Below are 14,343 nucleotides of genomic sequence, written 5' to 3'. Positions count from 1 at the left end.
CAATACCGCCGACGGTTTCTCGGCATCCCTTCGCAGCGTCCATCCAGTCCTTCGACGGTGCTTGCGCTCTCACTCTACGATATGTAGATATATCTGACACATCTACGGTGTTTACGCATACAGGTAAACTTTTCGAGCACATGGTGACGGTATGAAACGGGCGAAAGCGATTGAGGCTGTACGCTGGGATTTGGCATTGCGTTACAAACTGATAGAGACCGTTGCCTGGTGGGAAGGTCGCCTGACCACGGGGCACTTGATGCAGAGCTTTGGCATCAGTCGCCAGCAGGCGTCGAAGGACATCAACACCTACATCGATGAGCATGCGCCCCGAAATCTATCGTATGACAAGCACCTAAAAGGTTACGTACCCACAAAGCACTTCAAACCGCTCTTCATGAAGGAAAGTGCAAGTGCATATCTGCACCTGCTGAACCAGAATCACGAACGGGCTCCGCACATTGAAGGATTGACGTTGGCGTATGCGCACATTGACATCCTTGACGTGCAGGATCGCTCTATCCGCCCCGAAGTGCTTAGGCCGTTGTTGAAGGCCTGTCGAGAAGGTCAACGACTCGAGTGTGAGTACGCTTCTTTCAAAACGCCAGATGGGGAAACCCGACTCATTGCGCCGCATACGCTTATCCATACCGGCATGCGCTGGCACGTGCGTGCATACTGCGAGAAAAATGGTGAGTACCGCGACTTTGTGTTGAGCCGGTTTCGGGGTACTCCGGAGCTGATGAATGATTTCACAGAGCATTCACGTCAGCTCGACCCTGGGTGGACGACGCCGGCGACAGTGATCCTGGAAGCGGATTCGAGATTGAAGGCTGGGCAGCGGGCCATTCTCGAAGCCGATTACGGAATGGAGAACGGACAGTTGATGATAGAAACCCGCGGCGCGTTGGTTCAGTACGTCTTGAATCGCTACCAGATCGATACCGCCAAGATGCATATGAAACCAAGCGCCCAGCAGCTCATCGTGGCTAACCTGGACGAGCTCAGCCAGTGGCTCTACTAGACCCGAGCCAGCACCGTGAATGTGTAAACAAATCATGCAAATCGCGTAGGCGGGGGTTGCTCACGTCCATCAGAAATCGCGACGCGCACCACAGCGGACGCCCTTCACCCACAGGGTTAGCAGGATCGTCGCCTTTGGAAAAGCTGTAAGCCTCGTCAGCTCACGAGGCCTACAGAATGGATTCCCGGCTATGTGATCTATTTAGTTGGCCTCGGCGCACCATCGATCGTGATGAGGAATGGCTGCTCGACACCGCCGAACACGTGAGGAGCTACTGCCGGAATTCGGCATTGCAAAACCAAGGGTCATCCGCCAAAGCTTCGTAGAGCACTTTCTTCCATCCATTGATCAGCAAGCCGGCTGCATTAGCGCCTGAACGGAGGAAGTCTGAAAACGCTTCAGGAGGCAGCCTGCCGAAATAGCTCGACTGCATATCCATCAGAAAGCCGAGTTCTGAGCCCGCTTGGATGCTGTAGCGCTCGGCGATTCCGAACAGGGAGAAATGGTTAGCTACTCTTGCCTTGTCCTCATCACTCCAGTCATCCGGTGGGTAGGCAAAGTAAATGATCGTGCAGGGGGTGGTATGGGATACGGAGACACTGATCCACCTCTCTTCGAAAAACTGTCGCTTGTCCAGGTACGGATGAAGCAGCTGCTGATGCGGGTGGTCAATCAGGGGGTTGCCCTTGTCGGTATTGCAATCACGGCAGGCGGGGATCAGGTTCTGAGGAACGATCGCCAGCTTCGGATAGTTGGCTTTTGGCAAATAATGATCCAGAGTTCGAGGCTGTCCTATCCCCCCACATGTCGGACAATGATCACCCGCAGCCACCAAGATCGAGTCATAGAGCGCTCGGCCAGGCTCTCGTTTCACCATGTAGTATTCATAGAGGTGAACCAGCTCGCTCTTGCGAATGTCACCGATCACGAAAGGATCTTCCCCCTTGGCCAATCTCAAATAGGGTAACTCCCAGGTGGATCCGGCAGCGACTCTTTCGATGAATTCAGCAGCCGTGTCTCTGATGCTTGGCAGAATGCCCCTCATTCTGTCTCGCTGCTGATCATTGATGATCGCAGAGGTGCACGCCATGTAGGCATCCTCGGGGGTGCAGTTCGGTGCTAACAGTTGCTTCATGGCTGCGCCTTCGAATCACGCTCAGCGATTAACGCCCGAAGCACTGCTTGCCCCTCGAGGCCCAATCTTCCGCCAAATTTTCGAAGGATCACCTCAAAGGTGTGCCCCTCGGCGGCTTCAGCAGCAAGTAGTGTATGAAAACCCGAGGATGCCACCTCCAAGCCAAAAACCTCCCGGGTCAGAATCCCTACGTTCTCGCCGAACGTCTCGACTGTTGGCCGCTGGGCTGAGGCCACCAGATTAGAACGGTGAATTTTCCACACACACGACGCGGGGATTTCTTGGAGCACTACTGGAGAATGCGTGGCTAAGATCGCTACACCATTGCGATCCAGGAGCAACTCACTCAGTGCCCTGATCAATGCTGATAACAGCGGTGGATGCAAATGGCTTTCGGGCTCGTCCATAAGGACGAGAGTCTTTTCTTCGGCCCGCTCAACCAGCTTTGTGATAGTTAGCAGCACGATCGAATGGCCGGAGCTGAGGTTCGAAAAGATTTCGTTAGCTGCCGTGACCCATTCGTCGCCACTCAGCGAGAGAAGCCTATGAAACCCGAGGCCTGCGAAATTCTCATCAGACTGCAATGTTTGAACGGCATGACGCCAACGATTACGCTTATGCGTTTCCCGCAGGCACCCTCTCATACCGTCAATGAAGTCAGATCTGAGGGCGTCTCGGCGCTTTAAGTCATGCCATGCGTCCTCACCTTTGGACTTTAACCCGACATAGAAAAAACAGGTGCCTTTGGCTGGGTCAGGCTGCTCTGGAGGCGGATCAAAGGGATCAAATGCGCTAAAGGATACGAGCACTACGCTGCTGAAAAAATCTGGCTCAATAATCGCCCGTTGTTGCCCCCAGAACTGAACTTGGTGGATGGCATCTGCGCCAGCGTGGCGATTATGGATGGCGTTGGTGATGCCATTCAGGATGGTGGTTTTTCCGATGCCATTTCGTCCGATTATCGCGTGAACATTTGTTAGGGGCGTCGAATCAACGTCAACGTCGAAACCTAACTCAATGCCGGCGGTTGAGCTGTCAGCTTGCTTCGTGTAAACGAAGGAAAAATCGGTTCGGATAGCACCACCTAGAAGGACTCGCGCAAATTGATTTTTGACGCTGGCCAAGCTGACATCTCGCAACAAGGAGATAGAAAGTACTGGCTCGTCTTTTATCGCTTCCAGGATCTCAGGGTTGGCCACGATGTCATTCATCGCCCGCAGAAAACTAAACTGCAGATCGCCTGAGGATGAGCTCGCGATTTTCTGGTAATACTCAACACTGGTTCCGAGTGAGAAGAAGCCCTCCGGAAGCCTCTCAAAAGAGTCCGGGAGTTTGGATCGAGTGGACGTGGAAGTGTCCTGTCCTTTGAACCCGATCTTGACGTTCTCGAGGTCATGGGCTTGACCAAATTCGTCAAACACGATCACGTAGAACATCGTGATGAAGTTGTGATCGTTCCAACGGTCGTACTTCAGGTAAACAGTACTGGCCTTGCCGCTCGGAAATTTCTCTTCCCTGCCGATGATGTGGAATTCCATTTTTCCCTGCCCGTGCTAGGGCCCTATGCTCAGAGGCCGACATGATTGGATGGCGCGGATGATGTCATTTCGGCCTCACAACCACAAATTGTTGGTATGACGCCGGGACGCGGAATCTCACAAGGACTGCCGCATCTACTATTACCCTGACACTAGGGCATGACTATGAGAGATCGCCCGGCGGCCTCAGCGCCTGTCCGAGGGTAGACTTATGTAGGTCAGTGCCGGCGGGCGACGGGATTGGTAGCCCCGTTCTCGTGCGAACGATGTGCTATGACGTAGACATCGTCGGCTGCGCTGACGAGCTCGTACTCCTCTACCCAGGCTCGGTCTTCGATGACGCCGGTCTGGAAAGGAGATCCGTCGCACAAGCTTGCGCTTTGATCGCAAAACAGCAGGCCTGTCACCCTACCCCGTCGCTCCAAGGCACAAAGCAGGTACCCTGCAATCCTTTCTGGGTCGACAGCTGATTGTGCTCGTGCAATGGCTTCGGGTAGCTTGTCAGACCAGAACTCGCTCATTGGAATAGGCTTGTGTCTAAGTGTTCGGCTTAGAGCCCGAGGCGCTCACTCATAGCAGGAATTGAGTGTCTGATCGTATGCTCTATGCGCTTGACGCGATGCGGGCAGGTTTGATTCTCACCCTACGTAACCTCTCGCCTTAGTGGGGCGATGTCATTGGGAGCGCTTGGGCTGTTGAGTACCGACGAGTCTCACCCCTTTTTCCAATAAATCGTCGAGGATTTCGTCGCGGGACAACCTCGAATGACTCGCCAAATTAATCAAAGCTGCACAGGCCTTTGATGCAATCCTGCGTGCTTGAACGCGCTGCGCAGTGGGTATTTTGTTCATGCCCCCACGACCATGAATGAAAGCGCTCCTAACGTTGAAAAGCTCGTCATACACGTCAGCAGCACCGGTTTCGTGCAACGCGGCGGCCAAACGCCTAGCGACCCTTTTGGTCGCGCCCATTTTCTTGAAATTGCGACGGCGGTCGGGATCGTGATCATCTTGCAAACCCAGTGCCGCCTCAACCGCAGTCAGGTGGGCCATGAACTCGTCGATGCCATCCGACAGAAATCCTCGAACCAGAAAATGCATGATCGGCGTTTCGAATAGCTCAGAGTCCAGTGCAGTCTGAAAAGCTTGCCAGTGGGCATCTCCCAGGCCCGCAAGGAATTCAGTGGCGGCATCGGTAAGCCTCAGCTCTACCGGTCTTTCAATTTCCTCAGGCTCTCCCCACTGGTCATGGTAAACATACGGTTCCCAGGACAGGCTGTCTGGGCCGCGAGGGATTGATGGCGCGACAAATAAGTCATCGTCAAGCTGATAAATCCAAGGGATTCTAAAACCTCGCCAATCGACTTCAGGCATCATCGCCCACTCCTGCCACGGCGCGAGCAGCAGGAAAAATAGCGCTTTCTCTACTGCGACGGGGAAACGGCTTTTGTGAGGATCAATCTCCCCCAGATCTCTACTCATCATCATCGAGAAGGCCGGTACAGCCCGATCACCAGCATCCTCTCCCGTTGCTACAACCTCTTCAACTACGAGCCAGTGAAATTGAGAGAAGCCGTCGAAATTGAGATCCTGGTTGGGATAGTACCTAGCCAGTCGCGACCTATCGAAGAGGTTATCCAGCTCGGCAGCAGTGAGCACCGCGACCCTGGCATTTCCGAAAGTCATTGTTGGAATCTGCTCAGCTAGGTCGAGCGGGCACAGGTAACGACGGCGTATCGTCTGCTGTGTGAACGCGGCTTCGAGCATGCTCGAAGCGTGGGTTGGATCAAACGGGCTAGATTGCCTTGACGATGGAGACAAGCACGCCAGGCCCAACGATTTCAGCGCATGATCCAAAGCGAATGTGAGCCCGAACGTTACCTTACCTTGCTGATACTTGGCCGCACAAGCCTTGCGCAGTTCATCGAAGGCAGGCTCCTTCCACAGCCCCTCAGGCCCAAGCTGCTGGAGCTTCCATAGCTTCTTTACAGCCTCGAGAATATCCGTATTCATATTGACCTCACTGGGACGTCTTCCTTTGCGTATATCTATTCTCAACCCTTAAAGCAGGAGCTCTATGCAGGCCCCGCGGGCATCTTGTCTTCCGATCCTGAAAAACCGGAGAAGGAAAGTTAAGGGGCCCAGGATCTAGAGGGAACCTGATTCAGAAGCTTGATCGAGACAGACTTTCTGAAGCCCTGCCCCACAAGCACAAAGATCGTGTCACTGGTTTCAAAGATGCCCCGGCCATCGTAGCTGGTCGCGTAGCCGGTCTTGATGCGCTCGCCGTTCTCATAATCTCCGGTGCTGTGAAGCAGCACGCTATGGCTAAACAAGACGATGGGTAACCGCCCTATGGCAGCCAACGGGTCGGCATCCACATCAAGTACATCAATAATGACCCAAGCAACCGCAGCACAGTATGCTTTACCCGTTTCTGCGACACGTGACCGGATGAACTTAGCTTCCGCCTCAGACGCCCCAGACAGCGGCTCGCCGTCGAGCGCCACGGCTTCCGCAAGATGTAGTAGATGCATCAATCCTCCAATCCCTGTGGTACCTCGTGCGTATAGAGGTGTCCGAAATTCTGTTCCACGGAGCCCGCCGGGTGGATGAGCACATAGCAGCTACCCGTAAACGTATGGGCAAGCAAATAACCATGCTCCCTAGTCAGTTGCATGATGGCGGAGGTCTGAATCAGACCACCCTCCAAGAAACGCTCGCTCAAATCCCCATGGATCTCACCAGCCAGGCACGCCCCATGAGGGAACGCTTGCCATAGAAATCCACTGAGTCGAGATTTGAAGTTCAGCCATGCAGCTTGAACAAGTTCGCTAGGAACCTCAATGCTGGATGTCATCGGCATGTCCTCCGGCGCCGAGCTCACTCACGATCAAAAAGTGATGATCCCCGCTTGGAGTCCGCATCAATTTAAATCCCGACTGGGTTTTCACAAGTTCCAGCGGTGGGGTGGCAACGGTCATTCCGTCGAGGCTAGCTCCGGATTTATCCCCATACACTATCGCAGCGTAACGTTGCCCTACCCTTGCCGCATCGTAAAGGTATGCATCGACGGTCACACCCCAATCCATGACTTGAGCTCGGATGACTGCACCAGGAGTGTCCTGGTTCTGACGCTCGACAGCTTCCTTCTCTGCGACACGCTTATGGGCAAAATTGATCATCAAATCGAAATCTCAAAGAATGGGTCAAAGCCAGTCTGCTCGTTGGGATACCCCCGGGGATTACTGACCACTCTGCAGCCGGCCAGCTCCACATCCACTGCTTGATGGGTATGCCCAAACACCCATAAATCCGCCTTCTCGATGAGGCTGGGCCAGTCGTTGGTGTAAGCCGCATTTAGATGCCCTTCATGCTTCGTTCCGACAACTACAGGTGATGGGGCGTGGTGAGTGATGACGATCGTTTTACCTTCAAAATTTTGAGCAAGCTGGTGGGTCAGCCAGGCCTTTGCGGTATGGTTGCGAGTGACGAGGTCATCGGGTCTCAGGCGCCGGTATCCCGCATCAGCCCGGATGTAGTTGAAGTCATTCATCCACTCCCAAGCCATCCTGCTCGCGGCAACCTGGTCGCCCGTTGAAGAAAAGTCCGTCCACGCTGCGGTGCCCAAGATGCGGGTGCCGTTGATGATGAGGCTTTGTTTCTCGAGCAGATGGACATGGGGCTCAGCGGCGTCTCTCATTTTTTGAAGAGTTCGGTCGATATGGCCGTCATAAAATTCGTGGTTGCCGCTTATGTAAGCGACCTTGCACTGGAACGTGTTATTTGCCCATTTTACGCCACGGGCCTTTTTGTCGATGTCCCCTGCGAGGATGACCAAGTCGACGTCGGGATCGAGGGCCGGCGGGTCGAAGCGATGAAATTCGTTATGCAGGTCTGAGTAAATTCGTAGTTTCATTGGTCGATCGCTTATAAATGTGCTGTGTTTCAAGGTGGTTTAGAGGTTGCACGGTGTGAGTATTTGCTCACCTCTTTGACCACCTTGCCGTCATGAGCTTTGCTGTCTTCGGGTATCGCCACCTTCGCCTTTTGAATCACAGTTGGTAGCCTGTTGAAGGTCAGGTCTCCAATCGTAGATCCGAAGGTTTTGATCATAAATGCCGAAGGGTCTGGCAATGCTGTGTTGCTCACTAGTGGTTCCTCGCATAGGCCTTTCGGCAGACGACGCTGCTCTGTTCGCTGCACGCCGATTCCGGAGATCACCGCTATCGACTTCGCGCTTTGAGTTCTTCATCCCGTCTAGGGGCCGCCACTGCAGCTGATTGTCAACACTCGGACGCCATCTCTACTGACCTGAGTTCTGCAGCTTGCCTAGGGCTAGAGGATAAAAAACACAATCGACGGTTTAGAGCTAAATTGATATCTGGTAGAGAGATGTCGCCCTGAGCCGCTGCCCTCATTCGCCTGCCTGAAACTACGCAGGGGTAGGCCGAGCCACGTGCTTGCGCTGTAACTGTACGACCACTATATACGGTAGAGTGTTACGGCACAACATGGCTACATCCTCGGTTTTGAGGATTGCCTGTGTCGATGAAGGTACCTTTAGCCGCGATTCTTCGCGCGCTGCGAGCTCACAAGAGGTTGACTCAGGAGTCAATTCCCGAAGGGAGTAATCGTCAGTACCTGAGTCAGCTAGAGCACGGCAGGTCGAGCCCCACCTTGGACAAGCTGCAGGACTTGTCAGAAGCTTACGGGGCGTCTCCCCTGTTGCTGGTCGGCGCAGCTACCTTGATTAAGGAAGGCATCAGTGTCGAGGCACTCATAGGAAAATTCGCCGAACAGATGCGCGAGCTGGATGCCGTCGGCACACTCGCGGCAGCGCGAGCGGAGTTGGGTGACAATGGGCTACGCAGCAGGCCGGCCGGCCGAGTGATTGACCGAGATCTGAAGGCCTCGATTCAGGACTGTAAGGCGCAAGGCCTAACCCAAGCGCAGACGTCTCAGAATCTTGGGGTAAACAAGATGACTGTCAGTCGTTACTGGCGCTAGTCGGAATGATCCTTCCGGTGGAACTGATCTGCGGTGACCCTTTCGCTACACGACTCTTCCGGATAGCGATGGCTCACACCCTCTGCGGCAGAAATGCCTCCCAACCGACCAGTAATAGGTGAAAACAGCCTAAGGTATGGCATGAGGCAGTCGAGTTATGATCGGTTCTAACGCGCCCACTTCTCGACAACGTCGGCTCCGTGTAGTGCTTTCCACTGCTTCAAGACTTTATGGTTAGCACCACGAGTCTCCACCACTTCACCGGTGTGGGGATTGAGATAGCTCTTAAGCGGACGAGGCTTTCTTTTCTTAGGAGCTACCTTCAACAGCCCTGCAGACCCATCAGAAAGTCCTTTGACGCCAAGACTAGGATCAAGTAGCAATACTATGTCCTTGGGAGCAAACTGATACTTATCAGCAAGTGCATCCAGGCGACTAAGAAAGTCAAAAGCCTTGATCACTTCAGGGTCATTAACGAGCGGCATGGCAGTAGAGCACTCATTAGCAAGTCGATCATTCACTTCAAGCAGCTCAATCAACTTATCCATGGCGCCATCAATCTATGTAGTAAAAGCTATCAGGCATAAGAACTTTCACGAGCGTGGAGTCGCTCATTTTTTGATATCTTTTTCTGAGATGGCTTCGCGGTATCGACAAGAGTTTTCTCAGTCGCTCCGTCTGGAATAAGATCAAGCAAGGGATTCACACTGCGCTGCGTGAACTTATCGCGAGCGCTGAGCAATTTGACCACTTGAGACGTGGTATAACCAAACTCGATCATCAGTGCCTTGAGCTGGGCCTGGAACTCAATGTCCAAGAGATAGTCTGGCTGATCCTTCTTCTTTGAAAGGGCGACCAGCATCGTGGCCAGCTGATGCTCAGCCAGCCGTAATTCGACTAGGGTATGCGACCTGCTCATGTCATCCACCAATCCGCACTGAGTGAGCCATCTCCGCTGAGTGTAGCCGATGCCCACTTATGAAGAAACCCATTCTGACGGGTACCTCCACTTGTGAAAGCCGATGCCAGACGTCTTTTGCGTCAGTATTTTGGCTGTTCGCAGCAGTATTCAAAAGCATCGTGAGCATTAGTATTCCTAGGGAAACAAACGACTGACGAGGTTGCAGAGGAGGAAGCGTTCGTAAAAACCGAACACTCCTACCATGAGTGATGGCGACCTTTCTGTGGCTCGACTGGCACTCATATTAATATAGACCTAAACCGTCTATTGATCAATTTTGGTTAAATCCTGCCCTTCCGGCTTACAGAGGCTCTAGCACCGGACTCCGCTGCCTTCCAAGGTTTCGGAAGGCCCAAGCAATAACGCTAAATCCTTAGCTATCCGCGATAGATCGCCAGAATATCCTTGATGCAACGTGCCCAGGCCACCAGCCAACCATGGCGTCCTGGCGAACGGTTCTACAGGAAATTGGTGCGAAGCTTCCCCACACAGCAACCAGCGAATTTTTCTTGACGTATGAGACTTCGGCATTTGCAAATTTGGCTACTATAGTCTAGCCGCTACAGCCAAAAATCCTGTTTCACGTCCAGTTAGTTATTCGCTGAGCTCCACCAAAGCAAAAGCTGCTCGTTAACTTGTGCGAACTACATGGCGTGATGAGGTAAGTAATACAGCGCAAGATGCAGTGCGTATACATAACTACATCAACGCCCGACCGTCCTGTTGCCTCGATCTAATCGCATCCATTGCAGAGCACATCTACCGTGAGAAGTATGAACGATAAAATGCCGCCACCATTCATTTTATAAAATTAGGACGCGACAATTATTATATCAATCTGTCTGGCATGTTGACGCTTTCTGCCACCTACCGGAACAGATAAGACAAGTTTGAAAGGCTCAGAGCACCGTTCAAAATTATCGCAGCAGGTCTTTCTGCCACCTGGGAAAGCACAGTATTCTTTACCTCAGAGCGCAGCATACGGACAAGGATAGCTCGAGCCGTCAGCCAGTACTTTCTGCGCGTCTCGAATGGGCAGCTTGATCAGATAAGGAAAGCAAGCAATGAAGCTGTGCAGTCTGCGGATATCCAATTTCCAGTCGTTTGGCCCTCAACCTGTTCCGATCACATTCGAAGACATAACCTACCTCTTGGGCCCAAATGGCGCGGGCAAAACCGCTGTCCTCCAAGCGCTCTGCAGGCTATTTGCCTTCGAGCCTGGACTGCGTCGCGTCCGCCCTTCAGACTTTCACGTCCCGGTGGGCCTGAGCGATGCTGAGGGTGGCACGACGCTATGGCTTGAGGCCGAGTTTTCCTTTCCAGAGACAGCTGACGATGAGGACAACGACACGGTTGCTCCGCACTTCGATCACATGCGTCTCCAGGCTACGGGCGATGTACCGCGGGTTCGCTACCGACTCACAGCCACAGTCGACGACGAAGGTGATGTGGAAGAGACGCTTGTCTATGTCACGCAGGCGGATGCCGATGGAAATCCAATCGTCAGTTCCATCGTTCCCAAGCATCAGCGCAACCAGATCCACCTTCATTACATCCCGGCTCGTCGTGATCCATCCGACCATATCGCCTATGGCGCAACTGCGTTGCTAGGTCGTTTGCTTCGTGCAACACAGTGGGGTGGCGACAGAAATACGGTCAAGGATTTGACCGACCAAATTACCAGTTGCCTAGCCGGCAATGCTTCGGTCACAGCGCTTGGGCAAAGCTTAAATGCCTCATGGAAAGGTCTCCACAAAGGAGCTTTCTTTGCCGAGCCGAAGCTCACTTTCGTCAATTCTGACATCGAGATGCTGTTGCGGCACATGTCGGTGTCATTCACGCCGGGCCATGGTGAGAATGAAGTCGACTTTACACGACTGAGTGACGGGCAGAAATCAATGCTCTACCTCTCACTTGTGTTGGCCGCTCACTCGATTAACCGTGACGTGAGGTCGGGTAAAAATACGGCCATTGATCCAGCGAAGCTGAAACCACCCGCCTTTACCATACTGGCCATGGAGGAGCCTGAGAACAGCCTGTCACCTCATTACCTGGGCCGGATCGTGAACGCCCTGAAAGGATCAATCGGTGTGGATGCGCAGGCCCTAATCGCGACTCACGCGCCCTCAATGCTACGCCGGGTTGATCCCGAGAATATTCGCTACCTACGGCTCGGATCGAACCGGTGCTCTGTCGTCAGCGGCATCGCGCTGCCAGCCAAAGAAGATGTCGCACATAAATTCGTTCGAGAAGCAGTCCAGGCTTTTCCTGAGATCTACTTCTCACGTTTGGTCGTGCTGGGCGAAGGTGACAGCGAGGAAATCGTCCTTCCGAGGATTCTCCAAGCTAAAGGGGCGCCTGTCGACGAGTCCGCAGTGACCATCGCCCCGCTAAGTGGCCGTCACGTGAATCACTTCTGGCGTTTACTTTCCCAATTGGGCACCCCGTACATCACTCTGCTCGATCTGGATCTCGCAAGGTACCAGGGAGGCTGGGGACGGCTAAAATACGTTAATGACCAGCTGTCGCTTTTTGAGCCTTCCAAGGTTTTGCCCTATACATTCCCGGCCTGGGATGACGCAAATACCCGCATTAGAGAAAAAAATGTCCCCATCACTGGGTCTTCTGAGACGGTCTTCGATCATCTGGAGGCTAGAGGGGTATTTTTTTCGGCACCGCTTGATCTGGACTTCGCGATGCTCACCGCCTTCCCAAAAGCATTCAACGCTATTCCTATGGCGGCGACACCAGAAAACCAGAAGGCGGTGCTTGGCAAAAGCCACGAAGGCGCCGATCAATACACTCCTCAAGAGCAATCGTGGTTCGATGCCTACCACCACTATTTCAAGCTCAACAGCAAACCCGCAGCACACCTCTCGGCCCTTTCGAGCCTCTCTGACCCTCAGCTTTTGGCTGGCCTCCCACCCGTTCTGGATCGTCTTGCGAATGCAGTCATAGCAGCGTTAGAGGAGTCACCGGAGTGATCCACCCTGACCGCTGGATGCACTCACCTGGGCTCACTCTGGAAGCGAATGCGTGGCACGCCATTAAGGACACTGAGCACTCGCTCGTCCTTCTAGCAGGGCCTGGCGCTGGCAAAACTGAGATACTGGATACTGGCACAGCGTGCGGACTTTCTCCTGCGCACAGGCAGTTGCCGGTATCCAAAGCGAATCCTAGCGATTTCCTTCAAATCCGACGCGAGCCGCAATCTCAAAGACCGTGTAAGCCTGCGATGTGGCTGGGAACAGGCCACCCGATTCGACAGCTTTACGTTTCACTCTTTCGCCAATCGAATCGTCAGTCGCTTTCGCGTTTTATTAACCGGCCCAGACACGCTCAAACCCGACTACTCGATTGGCAAAGAGGCCATCCCAGGCGAGCAGATCACCTTCATGCAGCTGCTTCCCATGGCGCTCAAAATTCTGCGTATGAGCAAGATCGCCCGAAACACTATCCGTCAGACCTACGCTCACGTGTTTCTCGACGAATTCCAGGACTGCACCTCTGATCAGTACCAACTGATCAAACTTCTGTTCGAGGGAACGCCGGCGCTTCTGACAGCCGTGGGCGACACCAAGCAAACCATCATGGGTTGGGCTGGCGCACTGAATGGCATATTCAAGCTTTACGCCGACGACTTCGCCGCCCGACCATTACGGCTCTACCGAAATTTCCGATCCAAGCCGCGACTGCTCCGCATGCAGAACAGCGTCATCCGGGACATCGACCCTTCAGCCCTCATGCCCGACGAAATGATCGCGGGAGACGATGGTGTGATCCGTGCGGGGAATTTCTCCTCGAGCGCAGCTGAAGCCGTTTCCCTGGCGAACGTTATCCAGAAATGGATTGAGGTCGAAAATTTGCGACCAGCCCAAATCGCCGTTCTTTTCCGCGGTGAGATCCATTTGTATGGCGAAGAACTGATGGAGCAGCTGGCGGCTCGGAACATACCCTTTCGCAACGAGAATACCCTTCAGGATTTGCTCAAAGAGCCTGCAGCCAGGCTGATGATCGACTACCTGACCTGCCTCTACACGCGAGGTGCCAACAAGGCATGGTCTCGGCTGATGGATCTCTTCGCGCCCTTCGACGATGAAGGCAACAGCGACAGAACTCACAAGTCATTCGAGCGCTGTTACAAGCAGCATCAGAAACAGGTGAGAGCGGCTGCGAAAACAGCGGCCCCTTTCACAGATTGGTGGGAGCTGGCCAAGGCTTTTTTCGATACCTTGGGCCATGCCGTAATGACGACTCTTTCTTCTGACTACGAAACCAAGCGACGCCTGAAGGAAATCATCCGCGATACCCGTGACCACATCACTTCCCTTCTGCAGGTAGATCCCGACCTGACCAGAGCCCTCGCTCGGTTCTCCGACGACAACGCTGTCCGCTTCTTATCCATGCATAAAAGCAAAGGATTGGAGTTTCATTCGGTGATCATTCTCGGAGTCGAGCAGCAATCCTTCCGTGGCAAAATAGGAGAAGAACGGCAGGTCTTCTTCGTCGCAGTATCACGCGCGAAAGATCGTCTGATCATTACCACTGCGAATCAGAGACGGCGCCCAGAGGGAATCTCGGCGGGCAAAAGATGGGATGTAGCGAGACAGCCGCATGTGGCCTTCGTCACTTACGTCACTGAGCACTTGTCGCCCAAACAGCCGCAGTGAAGTACA

At 53.6% G+C, this 14,343-nt stretch carries 12 protein-coding genes and 1 pseudogene; 4 read left to right on the top strand and 9 right to left on the bottom strand.

What is annotated here, in order from left to right:
• Positions 1–151: 151 nt before the first annotated feature.
• A complete protein-coding gene (locus tag GH769_RS10800; RefSeq protein WP_012724236.1) occupies positions 152–1,024 on the top strand; it encodes a WYL domain-containing protein in 873 nt (290 codons plus the stop codon).
• A gap of 271 nt (positions 1,025–1,295) precedes the next feature.
• On the opposite strand, the gene GH769_RS10795 is transcribed toward GH769_RS10800, so the two are convergent.
• The 7 genes from GH769_RS10795 to GH769_RS10765 form a co-directional block, all read right to left on the bottom strand.
• Positions 1,296–2,159: an HNH endonuclease gene (locus GH769_RS10795; protein ID WP_239688372.1), complete on the bottom strand. Its 864-nt coding sequence runs from the start codon at positions 2,157–2,159 to the stop codon at positions 1,296–1,298.
• On the bottom strand, positions 2,156–3,697 hold the full coding sequence (locus GH769_RS10790) for an AAA family ATPase (protein WP_032902577.1): 1,542 nt from the start codon (positions 3,695–3,697) through the stop codon (positions 2,156–2,158). The genes GH769_RS10795 and GH769_RS10790 overlap by 4 nt, the downstream gene beginning before the upstream one ends.
• 674 nt (positions 3,698–4,371) lie before the next feature.
• Positions 4,372–5,709, bottom strand: coding sequence for a hypothetical protein (locus GH769_RS10785; RefSeq protein ID WP_032902583.1), 1,338 nt, complete (start codon positions 5,707–5,709; stop codon positions 4,372–4,374).
• Between the two features lie 119 nt (positions 5,710–5,828).
• Positions 5,829–6,233, bottom strand: coding sequence for a hypothetical protein (locus GH769_RS10780; protein WP_050587232.1), 405 nt, complete (start codon positions 6,231–6,233; stop codon positions 5,829–5,831).
• A gap of 306 nt (positions 6,234–6,539) precedes the next feature.
• Positions 6,540–6,881 (bottom strand): hypothetical protein, encoded by a 342-nt coding sequence (locus GH769_RS10775; protein ID WP_050587233.1) that lies wholly within the window; start codon positions 6,879–6,881, stop codon positions 6,540–6,542.
• Positions 6,881–7,615, bottom strand: a complete 735-nt coding sequence (locus GH769_RS10770) for a metallophosphoesterase (protein WP_032902587.1) — start codon at positions 7,613–7,615, stop codon at positions 6,881–6,883. The genes GH769_RS10775 and GH769_RS10770 overlap by 1 nt, the downstream gene beginning before the upstream one ends.
• Before the next feature lie 29 nt (positions 7,616–7,644).
• Positions 7,645–7,848: a hypothetical protein gene (locus tag GH769_RS10765; RefSeq protein ID WP_081036819.1), complete on the bottom strand. Its 204-nt coding sequence runs from the start codon at positions 7,846–7,848 to the stop codon at positions 7,645–7,647.
• A 399-nt stretch (positions 7,849–8,247) separates the two neighbouring features.
• Between GH769_RS10765 and GH769_RS10760 the strand changes: the two genes are divergently transcribed.
• Entirely contained in the window at positions 8,248–8,706 is a 459-nt protein-coding gene (locus GH769_RS10760; protein ID WP_032902589.1) for a transcriptional regulator, read from the top strand.
• Positions 8,707–8,873: 167 nt separating this feature from the next.
• Here GH769_RS10760 and GH769_RS10755 read toward each other — a convergent pair whose 3' ends face one another.
• Together GH769_RS10755 and GH769_RS10750 are read right to left on the bottom strand one after the other, a co-directional pair.
• On the bottom strand, positions 8,874–9,254 hold the full coding sequence (locus GH769_RS10755) for a histone-like nucleoid-structuring protein, MvaT/MvaU family (protein WP_032902591.1): 381 nt from the start codon (positions 9,252–9,254) through the stop codon (positions 8,874–8,876).
• A 29-nt stretch (positions 9,255–9,283) separates the two neighbouring features.
• A complete protein-coding gene (locus GH769_RS10750; RefSeq protein ID WP_032902634.1) occupies positions 9,284–9,625 on the bottom strand; it encodes a hypothetical protein in 342 nt (113 codons plus the stop codon).
• A 1,106-nt stretch (positions 9,626–10,731) separates the two neighbouring features.
• Here GH769_RS10750 and GH769_RS10745 point away from each other — a divergent pair.
• Together GH769_RS10745 and GH769_RS10740 are read left to right on the top strand one after the other, a co-directional pair.
• Entirely contained in the window at positions 10,732–12,651 is a 1,920-nt protein-coding gene (locus GH769_RS10745; protein ID WP_032902593.1) for an ATP-dependent endonuclease, read from the top strand.
• A pseudogene (locus tag GH769_RS10740) lies at positions 12,648–14,337 on the top strand (UvrD-helicase domain-containing protein). Before GH769_RS10745 ends, GH769_RS10740 begins: the two are co-directional and overlap by 4 nt.
• The last annotated feature ends 6 nt before the right edge of the window (positions 14,338–14,343 follow it).

It is taken from the genome of Pseudomonas sp. CFSAN084952, assembly GCF_009648855.1.
Taxonomy (GTDB): Bacteria; Pseudomonadota; Gammaproteobacteria; order Pseudomonadales; family Pseudomonadaceae; genus Aquipseudomonas; species Aquipseudomonas paracarnis.
This window is presented reverse-complemented; position numbering and strand designations above follow the sequence as displayed.

Excerpts from the sequence above, each read along its gene's own strand:
- GH769_RS10800 (WP_012724236.1), top strand. The coding sequence starts at position 152 with ATGAAACGGGCGAAAGCGATTGAGGCTGTACGCTGGGATTTGGCATTG.
- GH769_RS10795 (WP_239688372.1), bottom strand. The coding sequence starts at position 2,159 with ATGAAGCAACTGTTAGCACCGAACTGCACCCCCGAGGATGCCTACATG.
- GH769_RS10790 (WP_032902577.1), bottom strand. The coding sequence starts at position 3,697 with ATGGAATTCCACATCATCGGCAGGGAAGAGAAATTTCCGAGCGGCAAG.
- GH769_RS10785 (WP_032902583.1), bottom strand. The coding sequence starts at position 5,709 with ATGAATACGGATATTCTCGAGGCTGTAAAGAAGCTATGGAAGCTCCAG.
- GH769_RS10780 (WP_050587232.1), bottom strand. The coding sequence starts at position 6,233 with ATGCATCTACTACATCTTGCGGAAGCCGTGGCGCTCGACGGCGAGCCG.
- GH769_RS10775 (WP_050587233.1), bottom strand. The coding sequence starts at position 6,881 with ATGATCAATTTTGCCCATAAGCGTGTCGCAGAGAAGGAAGCTGTCGAG.
- GH769_RS10770 (WP_032902587.1), bottom strand. The coding sequence starts at position 7,615 with ATGAAACTACGAATTTACTCAGACCTGCATAACGAATTTCATCGCTTC.
- GH769_RS10760 (WP_032902589.1), top strand. The coding sequence starts at position 8,248 with ATGAAGGTACCTTTAGCCGCGATTCTTCGCGCGCTGCGAGCTCACAAG.
- GH769_RS10755 (WP_032902591.1), bottom strand. The coding sequence starts at position 9,254 with ATGGATAAGTTGATTGAGCTGCTTGAAGTGAATGATCGACTTGCTAAT.
- GH769_RS10750 (WP_032902634.1), bottom strand. The coding sequence starts at position 9,625 with ATGAGCAGGTCGCATACCCTAGTCGAATTACGGCTGGCTGAGCATCAG.
- GH769_RS10745 (WP_032902593.1), top strand. The coding sequence starts at position 10,732 with ATGAAGCTGTGCAGTCTGCGGATATCCAATTTCCAGTCGTTTGGCCCT.